The organism is Proteus vulgaris (assembly GCF_033708015.1).
Classification (GTDB): Bacteria; Pseudomonadota; Gammaproteobacteria; order Enterobacterales; family Enterobacteriaceae; genus Proteus.
Window position 1 is genome coordinate 57,110 of sequence record NZ_CP137921.1, and the last position, 21,996, is coordinate 79,105.

General features: G+C 51.9%; 28 protein-coding genes. 24 read left to right on the forward strand and 4 right to left on the reverse strand.

Annotation, left to right across the window (positions count from 1 at the left end):
- Positions 1–225 precede the first annotated feature (225 nt).
- The 10 genes from SB028_RS19915 to SB028_RS19965 all read left to right on the forward strand — a co-directional run bounded on the left by SB028_RS19915 (position 226) and on the right by SB028_RS19965 (position 6,122).
- Entirely contained in the window at positions 226–603 is a 378-nt protein-coding gene (locus SB028_RS19915; protein ID WP_001125904.1) for a hypothetical protein, read from the forward strand.
- Positions 596–877 carry a hypothetical protein gene (locus tag SB028_RS19920; protein ID WP_000044823.1) on the forward strand — a complete coding sequence of 94 codons (282 nt, stop codon included), beginning with the start codon at positions 596–598 and terminating at the stop codon, positions 875–877. Before SB028_RS19915 ends, SB028_RS19920 begins: the two co-directional genes overlap by 8 nt.
- Positions 852–1,526, forward strand: a complete 675-nt coding sequence (locus tag SB028_RS19925) for a hypothetical protein (protein WP_000344149.1) — start codon at positions 852–854, stop codon at positions 1,524–1,526. Before SB028_RS19920 ends, SB028_RS19925 begins: the two co-directional genes overlap by 26 nt.
- Positions 1,519–2,025: a hypothetical protein gene (locus tag SB028_RS19930; protein ID WP_000566443.1), complete on the forward strand. Its 507-nt coding sequence runs from the start codon at positions 1,519–1,521 to the stop codon at positions 2,023–2,025. The genes SB028_RS19925 and SB028_RS19930 overlap by 8 nt, the downstream gene beginning before the upstream one ends.
- Positions 2,026–2,030: 5 nt before the next feature.
- Positions 2,031–2,342: a hypothetical protein gene (locus SB028_RS19935; RefSeq protein WP_002210541.1), complete on the forward strand. Its 312-nt coding sequence runs from the start codon at positions 2,031–2,033 to the stop codon at positions 2,340–2,342.
- An 8-nt stretch (positions 2,343–2,350) separates the two neighbouring features.
- Positions 2,351–2,851 (forward strand): hypothetical protein, encoded by a 501-nt coding sequence (locus SB028_RS19940; protein ID WP_000647188.1) that lies wholly within the window; start codon positions 2,351–2,353, stop codon positions 2,849–2,851.
- 3 nt (positions 2,852–2,854) lie between these two features.
- Entirely contained in the window at positions 2,855–4,282 is a 1,428-nt protein-coding gene (locus SB028_RS19945; protein ID WP_000936897.1) for a DNA cytosine methyltransferase, read from the forward strand.
- The gene (locus tag SB028_RS19950; protein WP_000268552.1) at positions 4,282–4,938 is read left to right on the forward strand and encodes a hypothetical protein; all 657 of its coding nucleotides are present in this window, start codon (positions 4,282–4,284) and stop codon (positions 4,936–4,938) included. Before SB028_RS19945 ends, SB028_RS19950 begins: the two co-directional genes overlap by 1 nt.
- Before the next feature lie 55 nt (positions 4,939–4,993).
- Positions 4,994–5,611, forward strand: a complete 618-nt coding sequence (locus SB028_RS19955; RefSeq protein ID WP_000464630.1) for a hypothetical protein — start codon at positions 4,994–4,996, stop codon at positions 5,609–5,611.
- A 232-nt stretch (positions 5,612–5,843) separates the two neighbouring features.
- Positions 5,844–6,122: a hypothetical protein gene (locus SB028_RS19965; RefSeq protein WP_000746034.1), complete on the forward strand. Its 279-nt coding sequence runs from the start codon at positions 5,844–5,846 to the stop codon at positions 6,120–6,122.
- Positions 6,123–6,212: 90 nt separating this feature from the next.
- On the opposite strand, the gene SB028_RS19970 is transcribed toward SB028_RS19965, so the two are convergent.
- The 4 genes from SB028_RS19970 to SB028_RS19985 are packed head-to-tail and all read right to left on the reverse strand — an operon-like array spanning position 6,213 to position 9,740.
- The gene (locus SB028_RS19970; RefSeq protein WP_000467110.1) at positions 6,213–6,701 is read right to left on the reverse strand and encodes a hypothetical protein; all 489 of its coding nucleotides are present in this window, start codon (positions 6,699–6,701) and stop codon (positions 6,213–6,215) included.
- A gap of 14 nt (positions 6,702–6,715) precedes the next feature.
- Entirely contained in the window at positions 6,716–8,908 is a 2,193-nt protein-coding gene (locus SB028_RS19975) for a DNA topoisomerase 3 (protein WP_000366823.1), read from the reverse strand.
- Positions 8,908–9,141: a hypothetical protein gene (locus SB028_RS19980; RefSeq protein WP_001191890.1), complete on the reverse strand. Its 234-nt coding sequence runs from the start codon at positions 9,139–9,141 to the stop codon at positions 8,908–8,910. The genes SB028_RS19975 and SB028_RS19980 overlap by 1 nt, the downstream gene beginning before the upstream one ends.
- Entirely contained in the window at positions 9,123–9,740 is a 618-nt protein-coding gene (locus SB028_RS19985; RefSeq protein WP_001249395.1) for a hypothetical protein, read from the reverse strand. The genes SB028_RS19980 and SB028_RS19985 overlap by 19 nt, the downstream gene beginning before the upstream one ends.
- Positions 9,741–9,907: 167 nt before the next feature.
- On the opposite strand from SB028_RS19985, the gene mobH reads away from it, so the two are divergent.
- From mobH to traV, 14 genes are all read left to right on the forward strand, one after another.
- Positions 9,908–12,880 carry a MobH family relaxase gene (mobH, locus tag SB028_RS19990; protein ID WP_001326173.1) on the forward strand — a complete coding sequence of 991 codons (2,973 nt, stop codon included), beginning with the start codon at positions 9,908–9,910 and terminating at the stop codon, positions 12,878–12,880.
- Positions 12,877–14,742, forward strand: coding sequence for a conjugative transfer system coupling protein TraD (traD, locus tag SB028_RS19995; protein ID WP_000178857.1), 1,866 nt, complete (start codon positions 12,877–12,879; stop codon positions 14,740–14,742). The genes mobH and traD overlap by 4 nt, the downstream gene beginning before the upstream one ends.
- Positions 14,743–14,791: 49 nt before the next feature.
- Complete coding sequence (locus tag SB028_RS20000) at positions 14,792–15,337, forward strand: hypothetical protein (RefSeq protein ID WP_000228720.1); 546 nt, start codon at positions 14,792–14,794, stop codon at positions 15,335–15,337.
- Positions 15,294–15,923 (forward strand): DUF4400 domain-containing protein, encoded by a 630-nt coding sequence (locus tag SB028_RS20005; RefSeq protein WP_000743449.1) that lies wholly within the window; start codon positions 15,294–15,296, stop codon positions 15,921–15,923. Before SB028_RS20000 ends, SB028_RS20005 begins: the two co-directional genes overlap by 44 nt.
- A gap of 47 nt (positions 15,924–15,970) precedes the next feature.
- Positions 15,971–16,147 (forward strand): hypothetical protein, encoded by a 177-nt coding sequence (locus SB028_RS20010; RefSeq protein WP_169342285.1) that lies wholly within the window; start codon positions 15,971–15,973, stop codon positions 16,145–16,147.
- A gap of 241 nt (positions 16,148–16,388) precedes the next feature.
- A complete protein-coding gene (locus tag SB028_RS20015) occupies positions 16,389–16,766 on the forward strand; it encodes a hypothetical protein (protein WP_000869297.1) in 378 nt (125 codons plus the stop codon).
- Positions 16,766–17,428 (forward strand): hypothetical protein, encoded by a 663-nt coding sequence (locus SB028_RS20020; RefSeq protein ID WP_001231464.1) that lies wholly within the window; start codon positions 16,766–16,768, stop codon positions 17,426–17,428. The genes SB028_RS20015 and SB028_RS20020 overlap by 1 nt, the downstream gene beginning before the upstream one ends.
- A 180-nt stretch (positions 17,429–17,608) precedes the next feature.
- A complete protein-coding gene (locus tag SB028_RS20025) occupies positions 17,609–17,752 on the forward strand; it encodes a hypothetical protein (RefSeq protein ID WP_001275801.1) in 144 nt (47 codons plus the stop codon).
- An 11-nt stretch (positions 17,753–17,763) separates the two neighbouring features.
- Positions 17,764–18,129: a hypothetical protein gene (locus tag SB028_RS20030; protein WP_001052530.1), complete on the forward strand. Its 366-nt coding sequence runs from the start codon at positions 17,764–17,766 to the stop codon at positions 18,127–18,129.
- A 144-nt stretch (positions 18,130–18,273) separates the two neighbouring features.
- Complete coding sequence (gene traL, locus SB028_RS20035) at positions 18,274–18,555, forward strand: type IV conjugative transfer system protein TraL (RefSeq protein WP_000805625.1); 282 nt, start codon at positions 18,274–18,276, stop codon at positions 18,553–18,555.
- Entirely contained in the window at positions 18,552–19,178 is a 627-nt protein-coding gene (locus tag SB028_RS20040; protein ID WP_001049717.1) for a TraE/TraK family type IV conjugative transfer system protein, read from the forward strand. Before traL ends, SB028_RS20040 begins: the two co-directional genes overlap by 4 nt.
- Positions 19,162–20,079, forward strand: a complete 918-nt coding sequence (locus SB028_RS20045) for a type-F conjugative transfer system secretin TraK (RefSeq protein WP_000794249.1) — start codon at positions 19,162–19,164, stop codon at positions 20,077–20,079. Before SB028_RS20040 ends, SB028_RS20045 begins: the two co-directional genes overlap by 17 nt.
- A complete protein-coding gene (locus tag SB028_RS20050) occupies positions 20,079–21,392 on the forward strand; it encodes a TraB/VirB10 family protein (protein WP_024131605.1) in 1,314 nt (437 codons plus the stop codon). The genes SB028_RS20045 and SB028_RS20050 overlap by 1 nt, the downstream gene beginning before the upstream one ends.
- On the forward strand, positions 21,389–21,967 hold the full coding sequence (traV, locus tag SB028_RS20055; protein ID WP_000793435.1) for a type IV conjugative transfer system lipoprotein TraV: 579 nt from the start codon (positions 21,389–21,391) through the stop codon (positions 21,965–21,967). The genes SB028_RS20050 and traV overlap by 4 nt, the downstream gene beginning before the upstream one ends.
- Positions 21,968–21,996 lie beyond the last annotated feature (29 nt).

Below are 21,996 nucleotides of genomic sequence, written 5' to 3' on the forward strand. Positions count from 1 at the left end.
ATCAAGAGACAATAAAACGATACCAAGAAACAAAACTTTCACATGTGAAAGTCTCCCCGCTGTCCACCTCGCACACTCCAAACGCCCAAACGCCCAAATAACTTGTCTATCTGCCCAAAATGGGCGCGTAAGCGTCCGATAGAAAGTAATTGTTAGTGAGATATTGACTACACGGAATATGGCTATATCATAGAATCATAAAATGATGCTGTAAAAGTGATATGTATGCCAAAGCAAGCAAATCATCTCCGTTTGAAGAAACCTTGCGCCAACTGTCCATTCCGGAAGGAGGGCGCTATCGAGCTGGCCCCTGGGCGATTAGAAGGCATCATCAACGACATCGTTGAAAACGACATGACGACGTTTCATTGCCACAAGACCGTGCACTCAAAGTCAGGTGGTGAATGGGATGAAGAGGGTAACTATGCACCTTCGGGACAAGAGTCGATGTGTGCCGGTGCTGCGGCTTACTTGATGAAAATAGGCAGGCCGACAGTGGCTATGCGAATTGCCTTTGCGTTTGGTGATGCAAAGGTGTCCGACTGGGACGAAGCTCAAGAGCTGGTTGTCGAGCCTTTGGTACAAGGGGACCGAAATGAGTAAGCGATATGCGGTAGTGCCGCATCCGAAACTGAAACGAGAGTACAAAGGTCGGCTGGTCAGAACTACTCGGGTACTAAAAAACGGCTGGGGGTTGATCCCTCTAGGGGCTGTGGCAACGGTCACGCATCAGTCTCCCAAGGGATCAGAACTGACCTTTGAACCATGCGACTGCTGCGGCCTGAAAGCCATTATCAGTCATGTAAGCATGGACTCCATTGAATTTATCGAACCGATTACTGAGGAAGAAGATGGACGAGAACAAGCTCAACATTGAAACGGTCGATGGGCACAACGAGCTGGTAGTCAGCTTTTTGTCCAGAATGGTAAGCCTGAGTGACGAGGAAAAGCAGACAGTATTGTCCTGCCTTCCGGACACCGGCAAACAAACAATCACCCAGCTCTATGAGGCGCTGCGTTCTCAAGGGCACCAGGATCTTGCAGAGAAAGTCGAACCATACCTCCAGCAGGGGGTGTTTGGGCCGATCTTCGATAACGCCAAGTCCAAGGTGTTCGTTCGGGACGAAGCGCCTTTTTTCCTCATGGATGAAAATCCTTTGAACTGGGATGACGCTAAAGCATTCAATCGCCTACGTATGAGTACGACCTGTGTTCTTGGCCGTGGCGGCTGGACTATCGGTGAGCGCTTTGATGACCGCTTTGATACCGAGGTGGGCGGAACACAGCTTATCGTCACTCAGTCACTCAACGAAAAAGGTGAGATTGAAGGAGGACTTCCTACCTCGATGTCGCTGAATGACTTTGCTGAGTTCCCTAAACAGCCAAGGCCTCCTCAAATAGTCGATTACCAGGAAGACAAGCGATACACGCTTGAGGAAGCGGAAGCTATCCCTGAGCTCGCACCAGTGGTTCAGCGTCTGAAAGAGCGCATCGAAGAGTATGAGGAGAGAAGAGCCCATGATTGACCTGACATGCCGCCTTTGTGCTGGTTCCGGTGTTTATGACTTTTCCCCTTCCAAAGAAACCTGCGGTATGTGCCAAGGGCATGGGAAATTTGTTGACGCCAAAGCAATGCTGGTGGCTGCCATCGAGCTGGCAAAGAAGCAACGCGAGCCTGTCATTGAAGTGGTAATGGGGTTGGTGCTCCAGGGTGTGGATGTTAGAGGGAAGGAGCCTGGAGAGCGGTTCAAGGCTGCTCAGGCCTTTAACGCCCCAGGGCACAACCTATTACGATACGGGTGGGATGCTTGGGAGCTCTATGCCCTCCATGAGGGTGTAAGTCCAGAACTTGCATCGCTTGGCCGAAGTGTGATGCGCGAGTGGCATAGCCATTCATGGGGCCGGTTCAGTGGAGAGGTAGGCTTTAACGCCGCCGAGATCATGATCAAACAGGCCAAAGACAACCCAGAAAAAGCAGAAGAGCGCTGGGCGTTCCTGCTTAGTGAAGAATGGATGGTGGAGTAATTGTCGTGACAGAACAAACCAATAAGAAATTGATGCTGGATGAGTCTCCAGATATGCCCCTGCAATTCAAGTGGAGAAAGTTTGGTGGTGCGATTTTTACTGCCACGCAAACAATGGAGCACGTCAAGGAAGGACGTAAGCTCGGGCCGACTCCAGCAGGGATGCTACCTCAAGAAGTGTGGCTGAACCGCCTGATCGCTATGGAAGAAACCCTGCCACGAGGGAAGTTTTTTGACAGATTCCGCCGCCGCGACAAAAACGAGCAGTATGACTTGGCCGCCGATCATCTCCGTCTTGTCGGACAGAAAAAGCGATAGGGGGATAGATGAAAGCCCAGGCATACCCACCATCAGTCATTCGTAAAGGCGCTGTGTTGTACGCAGCCCTTTATTACATCTCTGATGATGATAAAGCAAAGGTCGAGGTTACAGAGTGGATAGTTCGCTCTATTCAGAAACGACGCAACTCAACCAGCGATCAACGCTATGTCAATCTTGCCCAAAAGTTAGATGGGATTACGTGGGGGAAAAGGTCACGGAAGAATGGGGACTTTGGTTGGTTGCCATCTATACCGAGCTGGTGCTTGAAGCAGTTCCGGGAAGGTGGCGAATTGCCTTTTGGCGTTTATACGACGCGACTGGCCGCTCTCAAGTTTGCGAAAGTCAGCTTGCAGGAAGAGGTCCAATATTGCGAGGCCGAGCTGAAAAAGGCTCAGACAGAAGAGGATACTCAGGAACTCCAAGAGGAGCTGGCGGAGAACCAGAGACTTCTGAAAGCTGCTGGAGCAATGGTGAAGCGCGAGCAAAACAAGAAGAAAAGAGGTTGACCAATGTTACCGATCGTCTCCCCCTCCGTAGTAACCAAACAACTTGCGTTCAATCGAGTAGGCGATAAACGCAAGGTTAGGGTTTCGTCCAACTTTTTGGATGTTATGGGGTTCAAGCCAGGTATGGGCATCGCCGTTGAGCCAGGGGAGGGGATGGGCGGTTTTTCGGTGATCCCAGCGACCGATGAACTACAGACACACCAGGTTTATCAGCGCCGGTATCAACCAAAGAGTCGCTCCAACAACCCGCTGGAAACCGTTATTGAGTTTTCTGGACAAGGGCTCATAGATAAGTGCTTCCCTCGCTATACAGAGCGTTTCCACGTCGAAATGCGAAAAGGTCGAGTAGTCTTCACTCCCGTCGCAAACAGAGCCTTTGCCATTGCTGATCGGTTCAGAAAAACCAGCCCTTTCCGTGCCTTTGTGGCATTGACTGGCGGGGTAGACATTCATGTTATGGAATCGCTTGGCTGGAAGGCTGAGATTGTTTTGGAACATCGTCCAGTTGAAGCCAGAGACAGAGCATCCGGGCGGAACCTGAGTGAAGTACATGCGCTCAATACGCTGGTGAACAGCTCCCCGCGTATCCTGCTGAATGAAGACATTCATCACCTGGAGCTGGATCGCCTTGGAGCCTTGCTGGCGGAGTGCCCACCAATTGGTTTGGCCCATTACTCGTTGGGGTGTGATGACCACTCAAACGCCAAAAGTCCAAGGGACAAAGAGCGTTCTCTTGAAGATCTCTCCACCATGCTCGACATGGTTTACCCGGCACTAAAACAGATCGAGGTCGTGAACCCTGCCGTCGTGCTGGTGGAAAACGTCCCGAACTTCAAAGCATCCGGAGCCGGGGCGATGATGGGAACGACACTGCGGCGGATGGGGTACTTCCTCACTGAGATGGTCTTGAACGGTCTGGATTTCGGCGCGTACCAGGGGCGAGAACGCTATTACATGGTGGCGTCGGTCTTCCCTGGGTTCGTTCCACCGAAACCTGAGCAGAGAGCTGGTGGACGATTGTGGCCGGTGATCGAGAAGCACCTCGGGGATTGTGCAGACGTCACAGCGTTGAAGTCAATTCAGGCCAGAGAGTCAACTTCTCGCAGGATGCCTGCGTTCTTGACGAGAGAAAGCACCAGTTGCCCGACCATCCTCAAGTCTCAGGATCGTGGGGTAAAGGATGCAGTGTACATCCAAGACGGTGGCCGCATTTACAAGCCATCGGTCGATCTGGTTCAGGAGTTGATGTCGATACCTGATAGCTTTGATATTTCGTGGATGGCAAAAGAACAAGCGACAGAAACACTTGGGCAGAGTGTGGATTACAGATTGCATTCAGCGGTCATGGCCGCAGTTCGGGATCACCTGAATGTGAATTGCGGTCGCCATACCGTGGTGCAGCACGGTATCAGAAGTAAGGAAGGTAAATAATGGCAGTCATTTACTACGGCGAGGGAACCCATGACGCCGGTTTCGTCGGGTTCCGTGTCGCACGAACAGTTGGGGTGGCGGATGATTACCGGCAGGAATACTTCTCCTTGAGAGAGTATTCCTACGCAACAGCTCACCGGCTGGCCTACAGCTTGGACCGAAAGTGGGAAGCTGAGGCAGAAGAGGTGAAGCGTCAGAATAAGACTTGTAAGCGGCGACGCAACTCCGGGCCAAATATCATTGCTGAGGGGCTGAGGGCTTATATCAGTATCGAGAACCGGAGCCGGATGGGGGTGAAGAGAACCTACTTCGCACCTTGTTTTCTCGTCACAAAGCCAGGCTACGGCAATGGGGATATTGTTTTCAGGATTTCCACTCATGGCTACGCAGAAGCCTACGAAAAGGCGGTGGAAAAATATTGTGAGATCCATGATTTGACGGATGAGCAGTATGTTGAGTTGCTTGACCGTATGCCGAGTACAGAGGTGTTCACTGGATACCTGCTGAATGCTCTTTTAATACGCGGTCATCGCGCCACAAAAGCTGAAATACTGAGTAAGCTGGGGGCTGCGAAGAATGAAGATGACATCACCAATAGCAAAGGGAAAAGCGGCCACAACAGAGTGCGTTGCCCAGAGTATCGGTGGGCGCAATAACAGCGCCAGATGTTCAAACCATGTTTTATAGCAACACCTCTTTGGGGGCGGAATTATGTTTTTTGATAACAAAGTAGAATCTCACTCGCTCGTAATGGGAGCCAGCGGGAAGGGCAAATCGGTCTTGTCCGAACAAGTGCGGAAAAACGCGAGGCTGCGCGGTGATCTGCTGGTGGATACTGAGATGTACCGTGAAGGTCGAGGGTTGAAACCATACGAGCATGAGTACGCTCGTCGCTTAGTTCTGGGGCTAAGTGGACCGTTGCCGCGTGAACTGCGTGGGAAGCCGGTGACGGTTATCTCTGATGTGTCCAGACCAAAAAAGGTAAAGCGTCAGCCAAAGCAATTTGTTAAGACCGTAAATGGCGTCACCCTTGAACGCCAATTGGTGGCAGATGCAAGAGACCAGTTGGAAATGCAAACAGGCGTCTGGCTCAAACAACCTCAGCTCATCGAGCTGATGGAAGAGTCGGGCATAGACGAAACTCTAGCCGATTTTGGTGAGGCTGAAACACAGATCCGAGAAATGCTGGCGGATGCGTTGGCGATGAAACTGGTAGGGCGCTCATGGCCCAAGTGTGGAGCCCTCTATAACGCGGCAGAAAAGTCCGACGTTAACTTTTCCTCCGAGCTTGATGCTGCGGCAAAAGAAGCTGGATACATGGTTCGCTGAATGGGATTTGGTGTGGACAAGATAGATCGGCAAAGTTGGCTCGTTAAATTCAGGCGAGCGAAGTGTCAGGACACTTTAGACACGATGCGGGATGCGGCCATTCGCAACTATGAAGGGAATATTCGTGTTATCGCGGATATTGTATTGGCCCATGAGGCGAGAGAGACAGAAATTGAAAAAGGGATGTTTTGTCTAATAGTTAGATAGTCTGATGAGCTATCAGGTGGTGATTATGAAAAAGAGAATACTTCATCTGCCCGTAAAAAAGATTTACTTCGATCAGATCAAATCTGGAGAAAAACCAGATGAATATCGCCTCGTCACAGACTACTGGATAAAAAGACTAGAGGGGCGCGAGTATGATGAAGTCCATGTTAAGTGTGGCTACCCAAAGGCTGGAGATATGTCCAGGATAGAGATTCGTCCTTGGCGTGGCTTCTCAAGGAACGTCATAACGCACCCGCACTTTGGAGATTATCCGGTTGAAGTATTCGCCATCCATGTGAATTGATTTTGGTATTCTGATTTAAAACTATTGTAGCTCAGGTATCAAAAGAACTTGGGTAATTAAAGATAAGGGGCCGACGGCCCCTTAATTGTTTTAGTTTGTGAATATTGAACAATCGAGGTGGGATAGCGCTTGTTCGTAGCTACCTTTGTTGTTCGTCTTACGCAGTGCCACCAGCTCAACAATCAATTGGCTTAAAGCCAGTGATTGAGGCTCCCAGACGCGCTTGCATTTGTCAGCCATGTTGGCATTTACGTCTGTAATGACGTAGAGGAAATCAGGGACGTCTTTCAAGGTCCCCAGGCCTTTTGCCATATCAACAGCCTCAGGGTTTTGATAGCTTCGAGTGGCGCTCAGGTCATCGTGGGAAATATAGCTGGCAGATGTCTCAGCGAAACCTAACACCATGCCTTTTCCTGCGCTTTTTGCAATGGCCGAGCCGATAGCTAGAGTTGGCATGATGGCCTGACCTATTTGGCGGGTAGATGCAGTTGCCAAGCCTGAGGCGATGTTCTTCCCGGCATCTTCGGCAGTGGCAGAGCTGGTTGTGAGCATCGCAGTTAAAATGATTTTTCCAAACATACTTAATTCCTCTATCAATCCATAAAGTCCGACTTTTTGAAGGGCATAGTGCCTTTGCAATCGGGATACGCTGTGCAGCCCCAGAACTTAGAGGCTCGTTTCTTGCCAGGGGCTTTTCCTTTCCTGAGACGCATCGGGCTACCGCAATCTGGGCAGTCTGGACAATCCTCCGCCGCGATACGTTTCTCGGGTTTCCCTCGGTTGTCTGGGAACGTCTTCTTGCAAGCCTCGTTCTGGCAGCCCCAGAAAAAACCGTTCTTCCCTTTGATCCGGTGCATCTCTCCACCGCAGTTGAAGCATTCGTGTGAAGGAGGCTTCGCGCCCTCGAAGGCTTTAGCCATCGCGCCACCTTCTTTGGTCAGAACCGGTGCGGCCACTTTGAGCTGCTCAACCATTTGGCAGATCCAGGTGGAAATCTGCTTCATGAAGACAGACATGTTCCCGGAGCCGGAGGCAACTTTCTCAAGCTCCTGCTCCCAAGCCGCAGTCATGCCGGGTGATTTGATGGCTGGTGGAAGCACTGCTATAAGCGCATGAGCCTTATCAGTTGCAAGCAGTACCTTTTTCTGACGCTTGAAGTAGCCTTTATCAACAGCGCCCTGGATGATGCTTGCGCGTGTTGCTGGAGTGCCTAAACCGGCTGTGTCTTTGAGGATTTGTTTGAACTTCTCCTCAGTCACGAACCGGGCAATGTTCTCCATCGCGGCAAGCAATGTGGCTTCGGTGAAGTGCGGTGCTGGCCGCGTCATTTTGTTTGCCAGCTCGGCCCCATTCAGCAAGGCAGGTTCGCCCTGGCTAACCCTGGGGAGCTTCTCTTGTTCAACCGGCGCGTCGGTGTCTTCCCCCTCGTCCTTGGGACTGCTTTCACTATCAGAAGCAAACAAAACCTTCCAGCCTTGTTTGGTAGGTGTCTTACCAGCGGACGCAAAGAGGTGACGCCCACACTGCACCTCGATGGAGGTTTTGGTGAACTCGAACTCGCTGTAGAACTGCGCGATGTAGAAACGACGGATGGCGTCGTAAAGATTGAACTCGATCTCAGACATGGCACTGATGTCTGTTCTGGCCGGTGTTGGAATGATCGCGTGGTGCGCGGTCACTTTGGCGTCATTGAATACCCTGGCCTTGCGATGAGGATCTGCGCCAGCCACCAGCCCAGAGACGTTCTGATCGGACAAAATGAGCGCCTGGAGAATGTCCGGAATGTCTTCCTTTTGGCTCTCGGGTAGATAACGACTGTCAGTACGAGGGTAGGTGGTCGCTTTGTGCGTCTCGTACAGAGCTTGAGCTGCATCCAGTACCTGCTGAGCTGTGTATCCCCATCGTTTGCTCGCGTATTGTTGCAGCGACGTTAGATCGAAGGGGAGGGGGGCTGACTCTTTACCTGGTTTGGTTTCTGCTTTGCTGATAACAGCATTGGCACCATTGACCTGGGAGGCTACCTGCTCGGCATAGGCCTTATTGACGCACCGGCCTTGCTCGTCACTGCACTCTTCTGGTGGTATCCATTGGGCGGCAAACTGTCCATTCTGTACGGACACGTTCACACCCAGAGTCCAGTATGGTGAGGGGGTGAAACCGGCGATCTCTCGGTCCCGTTGACAAACAAGAGCGACGGTTGGGGTGATAACCCTGCCAACGTGAAGAGTGTGGTTGAAGCCGACATCTCGGGCCAGCACTGTGTAGAGGCGGCTCACGTTCATGCCTACCAACCAGTCAGCGCGTTGCCGTGCCAATGCGGCGTAGTAGAGTGAGACCGTATCCTTGCCATCCTTTACGTTGTTCAGCGCTTTCTTGATGCTTGACTCATCGAGAGCCGTCAAACAAACTCGGCGAATAGGGCCAGAGTAGCGGAATCGATCCAGAAGCGAACGGGCGATAGCCTCACCTTCTCGGTCGTAGTCCGTTGAGATGTAGATGGTGCTCGCCTTTTTGACCAGTCCCTCAACAATTTTGTACTGTTTGAACGCACTCTTGCGAACGTTGTACCGCCATGACTCTGGTGCAATAGGGAGGGTCTCCAGTGACCATGACTTGTAGCGTTCGTCATAATCGTCTGGCATATACAATTCCAGCAGGTGGCCGAACGCCCACGTAATAACGCGGTTTCCTCCATCATGGAGAAATCCATCACCTCGTTGGGAGGCCTTCATTACGCCAGCCAAATCTTTTGCCTGAGAAGGCTTCTCGCAGATATAAAGGTCCATTAAGCAGCTCCTCTCATCTTTGATTCCAGATTCGCCAGCTCAGTCCAGCTTTGAGCCAGACCTTTGACTTCGGGGTAGTCTCTGGAGAGGTTTTCGAGGACTCCAGAAATGACATAGGCCGCTTCGCTGGAATTACCCCTCGAACCGGCCTCCTGGAGCATGATTAATAAAGCGTCGAAGAGCTCAGCCTTACGGCCTAGCTCTGTCTGGTTTCTTATTTCAGAGCTTTGCATGGGTTCACCACTGAATAGGGACGCACGGACTCGCGCACAATGCGGCGATCTGCGTCAGTTACAGCCTGACTGGTGCAAAAGTGCGTCCAGGCATTCAGATAATCTTTATAGGTGTGGGTAGGTGGTATGCAGCCGGTTACAACGTCCTTGGGGATGTTTGTGGTTCCCTCGGCTTCCACAAAGCGCCAATCGTGCTCGTCCATACCTTTGCCACCATCGCAATAGCGTTCCCAGCGTGACAACTCGTACAGCGAGTAGCCTTTGCCTTTATTCATGGACTTGAAGGTATTGATGGCTTCGTTGACATCCCCGTGCTGTTTGATCCCTGCTGGAGTTTTATCTGAACCAGCGGAGTCATCTTTGACCTTGTTCATCGTTGCGCTGACATTACCGTCGCCCAGCACATGGATATAACCAGGTTGACGTAATGCAGCACCACCGCGCCCCATGTTGTCCCATGCCATCGACAGTTCCCGGCTAACTCGGGCAGGTTTGTCATTTTCGGCAGGGGCAGTCTGGGGCTGAGGCTTTTGCTCGGGGGCGTTAGAGGCACACCCGGCCAGAATTGCCACTCCCAGAATTGCTATCAGTTGTCTCATCGTGTCGTTCCTCATAAAAAATTGTCGATGAGCCCATTCTAAAAGGGGGGGGATGGAAAGCTGGTTTCTCAAACTGCCCAAATTGGACAGATAGGCGTGTGTGCGATCTAAAGGTGTTTTGAGAGCATGTAGCGACGAGAAATACGATAGGAATATGGTCAACCTACATGCTGAAAGCCCTTAACAAGTTATTTGGTGGGCGAAGTGGAGTGATCGAGACCGCGCCGAGCGTCAGAGTGTTGCCGCTTAAAGACGTGGAAGATGAAGAAATCCCTCGATACCCACCTTTTGCCAAGGGCCTGCCAGTGGCCCCACTAGACAAGATACTGGCAACCCAAGCTGAACTGATTGAGAAAGTGCGGAACTCTCTCGGTTTCACTGTGGACGACTTCAACCGGCTTGTTTTGCCGGTGATCCAGCGGTATGCCGCGTTTGTTCACCTGTTGCCAGCTTCCGAATCACACCACCACCGTGGCGCTGGTGGTCTGTTCCGACATGGGCTTGAAGTGGCCTTCTGGGCAGCTCAGGCATCTGAGTCAGTTATCTTTTCCATCGAGGGGACGCCTCGTGAACGCCGTGACAATGAGCCGCGTTGGAGACTGGCGAGCTGTTTCTCCGGGCTGCTGCATGATGTGGGTAAACCGCTCTCGGATGTGTCCATTACGGACAAAGACGGGTCAATCACATGGAACCCGTATTCGGAGTCACTTCATGACTGGGCACACCGTCACGAAATCGACCGTTACTTTATCCGGTGGCGCGACAAGCGACACAAAAGACATGAGCAATTCTCGCTGCTGGCGGTGGATCGAATTATTCCGGCTGAGACTCGGGAGTTTCTGTCCAAGTCTGGCCCGTCCATCATGGAAGCGATGCTGGAAGCTATCTCAGGAACCAGCGTCAATCAGCCTGTGACCAAGCTGATGCTTCGCGCTGACCAAGAGAGCGTCTCACGGGACCTTCGCCAGAGTCGTCTCGATGTGGACGAGTTCTCCTATGGTGTGCCTGTCGAGCGGTACGTGTTCGATGCCATCCGCCGCCTGGTTAAAACCGGAAAATGGAAGGTCAATGAGCCAGGCGCGAAAGTCTGGCACCTCAACCAAGGTGTATTCATTGCCTGGAAACAGCTTGGGGACCTTTATGACTTGATCAGCCACGACAAGATCCCCGGTATTCCACGAGACCCTGACACACTGGCCGACATTCTCATCGAACGTGGTTTTGCTGTACCAAACACGGTGCAGGAGAAGGGTGAACGTGCGTACTACCGCTACTGGGAAGTTTTGCCTGAGATGCTCCAGGAGGCGGCGGGATCGGTGAAGATCTTGATGCTCCGACTCGAATCAAACGACCTGGTGTTTACGACTGAGCCTCCTGCGGCTGTTGCTGCGGAAGTTGTTGGTGATGTTGAGGACGCTGAGATTGAGTTCGTTGATCCTGAGGAAGTCGATGACGACCAAGAGGAAGATGTGTCAGCTCTGAACGATGACATGTTGGCCGCAGAGCAGGAAGCAGAGAAAGCTCTAGCTGGTCTTGGCTTTGGTGATGCGATGGAGATGCTGAAAAGCACCTCAGATGCTGTCGAGGAGAAACCAGAGCAAAAAGATGCTGGATCAACGGAATCATCTAAGCCTGACGCTGGCAAGAAGGGTAAGCCGCAGAGCAAACCGGGCAAAGCAAAACCGAAGAGTGATACAGAGAAACAACCCCACAAACCAGAGGCAAAAGAGGATTTGTCCCCTCAGGACATTGCCAAAAACGCACCACCTTTGGCAAACGACAATCCGTTACAAGCACTCAAGGATGTTGGGGGTGGACTGGGGGACATCGACTTTCCGTTTGACGCATTCAGCGCATCGGCAGAGACAGCCAGCACTGACGCAACAAACTCAGAAATCCCAGATGTGGCAATGCCCGGAAAGCAAGAGAAGCAGCCAAAACAGGACTTCGTTCCACAAGAACAAAACTCCCTGCAGGGCGATGACTTTCCAATGTTCGGTAGTTCTGATGAACCGCCATCATGGGCGATTGAGCCGCTCCCTATGCTGACTGACGCACCAGAACAAACAACACCAGCGCCAGCAATGCCACCTACGGACAAACCTAATCTGCATGAGAAAGACGCAAAGACCTTACTCGTTGAGATGTTAGCCGGGTACGGAGAAGCATCGGCGTTGCTTGAACAAGCGATCATGCCTGTTTTGGAAGGTAAAACGACGCTGGGCGAAGTCCTATGCCTGATGAAGGGTCAAGCCGTCATTTTGTACCCGGATGGCGCTCGGTCGCTGGGTGCGCCGTCAGAGGTTCTCTCGAAGCTGTCCCACGCCAACGCGATTGTTCCAGACCCGATTATGCCAGGTCGCAAAGTTCGTGATTTCAGCGGAGTGAAGGCAATTGTACTGGCGGAGCAGCTTTCAGATGCAGTCGTAGCGGCCATTAAGGATGCCGAGGCGTCAATGGGGGGATACCAGGATGCCTTTGAGCTCGTCTCTCCCCCTGGCTTGGATGCAAGCAAGAATAAGTCTGCACCGAAACAACAAAGCCGAAAAAAGGCGCAGCAGCAGAAGCCTGAGGTTAACGCCGGTAAACCCTCGCCTGAACAAAAGGCGAAAGGTAAGGACTCCCAGCCACAGCAGAAGGAGAAGAAGGTCGATGTTACTTCTCCGGTTGAAGAGCCGCAGCGCCAGCCGGTCCAAGAAAAACAGAACGTGGCTCGCCTTCCTAAGCGGGAGGTTCAACCAGTGGCTCCTGAGCCCAAAGTTGAGCGTGAGAAGGAATTGGGACACGTCGAGGTGCGAGAAAGGGAAGAGCCAGAGGTTAGGGAGTTTGAGCCGCCTAAGGCGAAAACAAACCCGAAAGACATCAACGCGGAAGATTTCTTGCCGTCTGGTGTTACGCCTCAGAAAGCACTCCAGATGCTCAAGGACATGATCCAAAAACGCTCGGGCAGATGGCTCGTGACACCTGTCCTGGAAGAGGATGGCTGCTTAGTAACCAGTGACAAAGCCTTCGACATGATTGCCGGTGAAAACATCGGCATCAGCAAACACATCCTCTGCGGGATGCTGAGCCGGGCACAGAGACGGCCTTTGCTCAAGAAACGTCAGGGAAAACTGTATTTAGAGGTAAATGAAACATGACAATGAGTTATGACCCGCTCGCCTACGAGATGCCGTGGCGGCCCAACTATGAAAAAAATGCTGTAGCAGGCTGGCTTGCCGCCTCCGGCGCGGCTTTGGCCGTAGAGCAAGTCAGCACGATGCCTCCGGAGCCCTTCTATTGGATGACGGGGATCTGTGGCGTGATGGCGATGGCTCGTTTGCCAAAGGCTATCAAACTTCACCTGCTCCAAAAGCATTTGAAGGGGCGTGATCTGGAGTTTATTTCTATTGCGGAGCTCCAAAAGTACATCAAGGACACGCCGGACGATATGTGGCTTGGTAGTGGGTTCCTGTGGGAAAACCGCCATGCCCAGCGCGTGTTTGAGATCCTGAAACGCGACTGGACTTCCATCGTAGGGAGAGAGTCCACGGTCAAAAAGGTTGTCCGGAAGATACAGGGTAAGAAAAAGGAGCTGCCAATCGGCCAGCCCTGGATTCACGGGGTAGAACCCAAAGAAGAGAAGCTGATGCAGCCACTCAAGCACACTGAGGGGCATTCGCTGATCGTTGGGACCACCGGCTCGGGCAAGACCCGTATGTTCGACATCCTGATTTCACAGGCCATTCTGCGTGGGGAAGCCGTGATCATCATAGACCCGAAAGGGGATAAGGAGATGCGGGACAATGCACGACGTGCCTGTGAAGCTATGGGGCAGCCGGAAAGATTCGTCTCATTTCATCCAGCATTCCCGGAAGAGTCGGTGCGTATCGACCCTCTGCGTAACTTCACCCGCGTGACTGAAATTGCAAGTCGTTTGGCAGCGTTGATCCCGTCCGAAGCAGGGGCCGACCCGTTCAAATCATTTGGATGGCAGGCACTGAACAACATCGCTCAGGGCTTGGTCATCACTCATGATCGTCCCAACCTGACAAAGCTCCGCCGATTCCTTGAAGGTGGCGCTGCTGGCTTGGTCATCAAGGCCGTTCAGGCTTACTCAGAGCGAGTTATGCCCGACTGGGAGGCAGAAGCAGCGGCTTATTTGGAGAAAGTCAAAAACGGTTCGCGTGAGAAGATCGCTTTCGCGTTGATGAAGTTCTACTACGACATCATCCAACCTGAGCACCCAAACTCTGATCTGGAAGGCTTGCTGTCGATGTTCCAGCACGACCAAACCCACTTCTCCAAGATGGTGGCGAACCTCCTGCCGATCATGAATATGCTGACGTCCGGGGAGCTAGGCCCTCTGCTGTCTCCAGACTCATCTGATCTGAGCGACGAACGCCAGATCACTGATTCCGCAAAAATCATCAACAACGCTCAAGTTGCTTATCTGGGGCTCGACTCCCTGACCGACAACATGGTTGGTAGTGCTATGGGGTCCATCTTCCTGTCAGACCTGACAGCGGTTGCCGGTGACAGATACAACTACGGCGTCAACAACAGACCCGTAAATATCTTTGTTGATGAGGCTGCTGAGGTGATCAACGACCCGTTCATCCAGCTCCTGAACAAAGGTCGCGGTGCGAAACTTCGTCTTTTCGTTGCAACTCAGACTTTTGCTGACTTCGCAGCTCGACTGGGTAGCAAAGACAAAGCGCTCCAAGTGTTGGGGAACATCAACAACACGTTTGCTCTGCGTATCGTCGATGGTGAAACACAGGAGTATATCGCAGATAACTTGCCGAAGACCCGGCTCAAGTACGTCATGCGGACTCAAGGCCAGAACTCGGATGGCAAGGAGCCCATTATGCACGGAGGCAACCAAGGCGAGCGTTTGATGGAGGAGGAAGCTGATCTGTTCCCAGCCCAGTTATTGGGAATGCTTCCGAACCTGGAATACATAGCCAAAATTTCAGGCGGAACAATCGTAAAAGGCCGTCTGCCCATATTGACCCAGTAAGAGCAGAGCTATGTGTGACAAGAAGTATAGAAATTACGAGGTAGCCATCATGGTCGATGTGAACCCTTTCGACAGGGTTATGAATGAATTGAAAAGTCGTGGCCGCAAGAACGCTCACATCCTGAGCATCCTCCAATTCGACTGGCCTGCATCGGAGGCCATCATCGAGAAGCTGAGCTGCTACATCACAGACGGGATTAAGGCTAATCAGGAGCCTGTGATTTACCCGATCATTGAAGAAGCTCTGCATCGCTACAGCCAGCTCGTGTTTCATGAGCAGAGAGAGAAATATGAAGACCCGGCCAGAATTGGGGCATTTCTGGAAACCCTGATCACCGAAACCTGCCGGGCGTTGGAAGTGCAAATTGTCGATAGTGGCGGTGATTCATGGTCTGTCGATTCAGGAGAGTCGTTCTCACTGTGGCTTTCTTCCCATCCAGGAGAACTATCCATTAACCCGCAGCCCCATGAGGATGAGACCTCTTTGCGTGGCTTGCTGTATGAGCTCATCACCTGTGAGAGCGTGAAAACTGTTTTAAGGAGAACCGACTATGAAGAAGCCGTGGTTGCTGGTCGCATGGCTGCTGGTTATTGAGTTGCTGGCAATATTGCTGCTGATCCCTGGCGACTGGACAGACAGAGCCATCAAAAGGGAATCCGAGCTGGTGGAACAGAGTCTTGGTGTCGAAGCAAGAGACTGGATACAGAACAAAGCATCTACCTGGTTCAGGTCGAGCGTTATTGATTCAGGATTCTATGAGGGGATGTACCAAACGCTGATCCCATCAGAAGAGGAGCGCCAGAAGTCCAAGGGGATGCAGGACATGGGCAAGGGCTGGTTTGTGTGGGTCAAAGGCCGCATGGAAGCCTTTGTCAACGTCATTTACCAGTTCTACACAAGGTTGGCACTGTTAGCCGCGTGGGCTCCCTATATGCTGATCCTGTTCGTACCTGCGGTATATGACGGGATGATGACATGGCGAATTAAGCGGACCAACTTCGATTATGCGAGTCCGGTTCTCCATCGTTACAGCGTTCGCGGAACGATGTACCTGATGGCCGGATTGTTCATCGCGTTCTTCATCCCCATAGCGCTCGATCCGGTTGTCATCCCGATGACAATGATGACGTGCTGTGTCCTGGTTGGCCTGACGTTCGGCAACCTCCAGAAACGGGTATAGGGAGGGAGGATGAGCTACTCCGTTATAAATCAAGATGGGGTGCATCTGTGCGACATCCCATTGAACGTCTACCAGGTGATACGTCGCCAATCCTTGTCTGCGTTGTGGCTTTACTGGGCGCAGAGCTTGAATTTGGTGAAGGTGCTCATTGCTTGCGTCGGAAAGATGATCTTTGTGATGCCGGTAATGTGGTTCTGGGTGCTGGTGGTGTGCCGCTTGGTTGAACCAGAACGTATCTCAGACGTGTCAGGACTTATCTCTCCGGACGTGATCGGGTGGGCCGCTGGTGCGGCCATCACCCTCATTATCTTTTCCGTATTTACACGCCCAGCGTTGTACGGATACCACAACTTTTTCAAGCAGCATATTTGCTCAAGAGTAAAGCAAGTAACGCCGGAACTCAGAACAGTCACTGGGCCACTGTTCTTTTACCGAAACGAAATTGGAACGATATAGAGAGGAACCATGAAAGTAACTAATAGACTCCAACTGCTGGCACTGGGGCTGTGTATAGCCGGTACTGCCATCGCGGCTCCTGATGTGCTCAATGACGACGCAAAGCTCAAGAACCTTGAGAAGGTGTGTCCCGACTGTCAGATGGTGGCAAAAGATGTACTCAATCTGCGGGTTGAAAACTGCCAGCTCAAAGACACTTCCAGTGCAATGATGATTGGCACCATGCAAAATGACCCTATGTTTTCGTTTATGCTGGCTGTACACACAGCGGCAGGCTCGGAGGCATACAAAACGGTAGTTGGTGCCGCTGGCAACCATGTTGACTGTGAAAACCCGTTGAACTGGATCAAGCTGACCCAGCAAGCGATTAAAGGTGGCAAAGTCTAATGCGTAAGAGAGATTTCTTTTTTGGAGAGGTGTATGAGGGGAGTGGAGGAGCCACTCTACGACTGAGTGATATGGAACCATTGGCAAGAAAAGTGTCGGCAGAGTTCTTCACTGCACAACTGAACCGTATACTGAAAGAGCATGACGGTCAGTTGACGCTCAGCGATGGAACGTCGTACCCCAGCTTTTGGAGCTTCATCGACAAGGTTGATCCAGAGCAGGTTGGTTTCGTGGAGATCTACGCTCGGCAGGATGTTAACGATAATGTTGAAGCGACACTGGCGTGTGACATCGTTTTGGTAAATGGTGTGATCACCGTTAAACCTCACTGGTGTGCTTACAAAGACATCAGGGCTGACGAAGTGATTTCCACCTTACTGGTGCCTTTGCATTTGAAGGCTCTCCAGGGTAAGGCTTACATTCGCTGGGATGATGGTGAAACCGAACCTCTGTTACAAAACGACGACTATCAGGCTGAACTTGAAAATGTGTTTAGTGTTTCCAAGTACCCATCAGCCATGAGCTGGGGCGATACAGCAGACCAGAAGGTTAAGCAGTACAAGATGGACCTTGAGTGCGCCACAGATGTTGGTCGTCGAGGTGTCTCATCAGAGCAAGCATGGGATGCTTATCGAGAACTCCGTTACAATAGAACAGTGTGAAACAAGCGGCCATCGGCCGCTTTGAACTTTCACATGTGAAAGTTTTTCGCCTCCCGCTCTTATCATCTCCTCGAATAAACCTCCATAAAGTGCCCAAAATGGGCCGTAACAGCACTGTTCCTAGATTGATCAATTAAGAGACGATTACTCCGTGATGACGACAAGTTATTTGGAGGGTCTATGTCCGCACAAGCTCACGTCAGAGAAAGCGAAAGCTCATCTGGTTCATTCATCTCCTGGCAGTTCCTTGTCTGGCAGGTGATGTTCGTTATAGGTGTTGTTGCAGGGATGAACCTGGAACACGCATTCAATTTTCTAGGTTAATGGGAGGAAGTGTGAACCTTAATAAACAATTTTTCTGGTTTTTGATGAACGCGGTGCTGATGTGCATCTTCATCGTTCCAGTGGCCGTCGCGTTTTGGCTGTCTGCTTTTGCGGCAGGTTTTGACTGGAGTCAGTGGGTTAAGTTGGCTGCTGATACGGCCAACAGAGCTGCAAGTGACCCGGCCAAGGCTCTGGGCACGGTTCAGACCTACTGGGGCATTCTCAGCTTCTTCCTGCTGGCGGCGTACAGTCTGATGTTCAAGTTTAAAGCCAATGCTAACAAGGAAGTGAAAACTCTGGAGGTGGCCCGACCAGCCAATGAAGTTAGCGTTGCGGCTTCGGAAAAACATTCGGAAGCGGTTCCTCAAAATCAATAACCGATCCAGTAAACGCAAAAAAGGCGGCTTAGGCCGCCTTTTTTTATTTGTCGCTGGAAGTGCCCGAAAAGGGCGCGAAGCCGTGGCAGAAAATCAGTGACCCTGAATGAGAATACAGGCCACTAGGAAAAGAAGAGGGTTGCTATGAAGCCTGTAAAGATACCGCGCCGGGTCGATGAGCCCCCGCATCTGCTGTTGTGGAGCGCAGATGAGTTGGCCCCGATGCTTTTGGGGCTAACGATAGGGGTCATCATCGGTAAGGCTCTGATCTGCTTTCTGGGGGGGTTACTTGTAACCAACCTTTATCGCCGATTCAGGGATAACCATCCGGATGGATACCTGCTCCACATGATCTACTGGGCCGGGTTCATCATGACCAAGGCCAAATCTCTCAAGAACCCGTTTGTCCGGAGGTATTTGCCTTGAACCTGAAAAAGTATCTCAAGACCTGGGAAGGGACCCAAACAGAAAATAAGTGGGGGCGAATCTTCCAGGGTGGTCTTATTGCTATCGTTTTCCTGCTGGTGGTCCAAGTATTCAGCAAGGAAACCATCGTCACTATCCAGCCTTTCACGCTCACGGAAGAAGCCTGGGTGACGAAAAGTAACGCCTCTCAGTCCTATAAAGAGGCTTGGGGTTTCGCTTTTGCTCAGCTCCTTGGCAATGTGACGCCAGGAACCGTTGACTTTGTGAAAGAACGGATCACCCCGCTTCTCTCCCCGAGCATCTATCAGGACGTGATTGATGCCATCGAAATTCAAGCTCAACAGATCAAGAACGACCGCGTAACCATGCGGTTTGAGCCGCGTTTTGTTGAGTACGAGCCCAAGAGCGACAAGGTGTTTGTCTACGGATATTCCTACGTCAAAGGGGCTTCTTCTAACGAAGAGCGTAGCGAACGCTCCTACGAGTTCGCCATCAAGATTTCAAACTACGCGCCCGTGCTGGACTACATCGACACCTATGTAGGAAAGCCACGCACCAAAACTGTTTTGGAGCAACTCCAGCGCAAAGAAGAAAACCGGAGAAAGCATGAAGAACAACGCTAAACTTTCGCTCCTGGCGCTGTCCTTGGCGCTTGGAACTTCAATGGCCTATGCCTCGGATGACATTCCTGTTGTCCCGGCCAGTGTTATGAAAAAGGATGTTCCTGCCCCTGTGACGTCAGGACAAAGCTCCCATGAGGTTGTGGGCAGCATGAATGAAAACCCCTTACTGACGATGAAGCCGGGGGTTAACCAGATCATCCCGATAGCCGTTGGTCATCCGAACCGAATCGTCACGCCTTTCAGCAATCCTGAGATCGTTTCAACATCTCTGACCGGGGCGACGGATAACGGCCAGTGTGGTGAGGTCTGCATCAAAGAGAATGTGGTCTATGTCGCCACGGATAAGCAGTATCCGGTGACTATGTTCATTACTGAAAAAGGCTCGGAAGCCCAAGCTCTCAGCCTGACGATGGTTCCCCGTCGTATTCCGCCCAGAGAAGTCTTTCTCAAGCTCGATGGTGGTGTAGGTATCACTGGTGCTTTTGCCAATACCAAGGCTGAGACCTGGGAACAGAGCCAGCCTTATGTCGAAACCATCCGGTCGGTATTCCGCAAGATTGCTCTTGGTGAAGTCCCTCAAGGTTACACGTTGAACCGCATCCCTGCTGGTGCTGCGGTGCCGAGCTGCGCTCATCCTGGGGTAAAGGTGGATTTCAGCAAGGGGCAATACATGATGGGCCACCACCTTAACGTGTTCATCGGTGTCGCCCTGAACGTCTCTGATCAGCCTATTGAGTTCAAAGAGGCGTTGTGTGGGAGCTGGGATGTGGCTGCGGTGACTACGTGGCCGCTTAACGTGCTTGAGCCCGGCCAGAAGACGGAGATCTATGTGGCGAAGAAGCAGAAGCGTGGTCTCGCACCAACGTCTAAGCGTCCATCGCTGCTGGGAGGTGCCCAATGATTAAGCGATTTTGGACACAGTTAGACCCCAACAAGAAGCGTTGGGTGTCTATCGCTGGCGGCGTCTTCGTTCTTTTTGCGGTCGTGACAATGTTCTCTGGTGAACCCAAGAAAGAAGAGAAGCGCGGTCGCCAAGAAACCATCAAGCACGTTCTCACAGACAAAAACACCCGTGAGATCGGGATAGATTCGTTGTCTGCCGATGTGAAGATGGTGTCTCGTGAAAACTCCGACCTGAAAAAGGAGCTGGAACGAGTCAAGAAAGAGCTGGAGGAAACCAAAACCACTGCCGGGAAATCCAGTGATGTTGGCCGTGAGATGACCCGCCTTCGTCAAGATTTGGACCGCCTGACCCAGAAGAACATGGAATTGGCTAAGAAAGTCGAAACCGGCGCTGCTGGTGGAAAAACATCCTCTTCATCAGAGGATGCCAGAGCCGATGTTAATGGTGCATCTGGTGGTGATGGTCAGTTCATGGAGAAAAAGCTCGACTACAAAGATCCTGCATCCTTTTTTCGGGACGCACCGCTTCCTGACTCGAAGGGTGGGGCTCCTGCAACTGGCAAGGGAGACGGTCGTGATGCAACTAAACCAGGCATCCAAATAGTGAGCTACTCGCAGAAAGCGCCAGAAGTTGAAGAGAAGGACAACAAGGATGATGAGTCTATCTACCTACCTTCTGGCTCCATCCTGACAGGGGTGCTCATCAACGGTATGGACGCACCAACATCTCAAGGTGCTCGTCGAGATCCGTTCCCTTCGACCCTCAGGATTCAGAAAGAGGCTATTTTGCCTAACCGCTTCCGTGCGGATGTTCGTGAGTGCTTCCTGATTGTTTCAGGCTATGGAGATCTCAGTTCAGAGCGAGCGTACCTGCGTGGCGAGACCTTCTCGTGCGTTCGGGATGATGGGGGTGTCATAGAAGCGAAGCTGGATTCCTATGCAGTGGGTGAAGACGGTAAGGCCGGTGTCCGTGGTCGCGTCGTATCGAAGCAGGGGCAAATCATCGCCAAGAGCTTGATGGCAGGCTTCCTTGGTGGCGTTTCCGAAGCCTTTGACGTCAATCCTGTGCCGGTCGTTAGCACTAACCCTGGCTCAAATACCCAGTACCAGTCTGTGTTCTCCGACCAGATGTTGCAGGGAGCAGCAGTGAAGGGGGCCAGTAAGGCGCTAGATCGCATCGCTCAGTTCTATATCGACATGGCCGAAGGCATCTTCCCTGTTATCGAGGTCGATGCTGGCCGTCAGGTAGACATCATCGTGACCAAAGGAACCAAGCTACAAATTCGTTCCACCGGGGGAACCAAGAAATGAAAAATTTGAACATTTTGACCAGAAAGGGCAGTTCCAGAGGCGAGGCTCAAAAGGAACAGGCAGTAAGATCCGCAAAGATGTTGGGGGTGGGTGCAGCGCTACTTATTTTGTCGGGCTGTTCGACGTTCAACATCGGCAAGGATGAGTATAGCTGTCCGGGAATGCCGAATGGTGTTCAGTGTATGTCAGCGCGAGACGTTTACGCCGCAACCAATGACGGAAATGTCCCGCGTCCAATGAAACCAGAGGAAGTCGAGGCCAAAGCGGAAGCGGATGGCGAAGGTTCCTCAAACGTTTCAGCGAACTCATCTAGCTCCGGAGACCCGGTGATTGACAACTATGTCGCACCGCGTCTTCCGGATCGCCCGATTCCAATTCGTACACCAGCACAGGTTATGCGGATTTGGGTAGCTCCCTGGGAGGACACCAATGGTGATCTCATCGTGACAGGGTATGTCTATACCGAAATCGAACCGCGCAGGTGGGTGATTGGGGATGGCACACCGCAAAGTGAGCCAGTTTTGAGACCGCTGCAAACGGTACAACACGAACCGAAGTCTGAAACAACCAAATAGGAGATGTTCTTGATGAACGCAAATCAGTT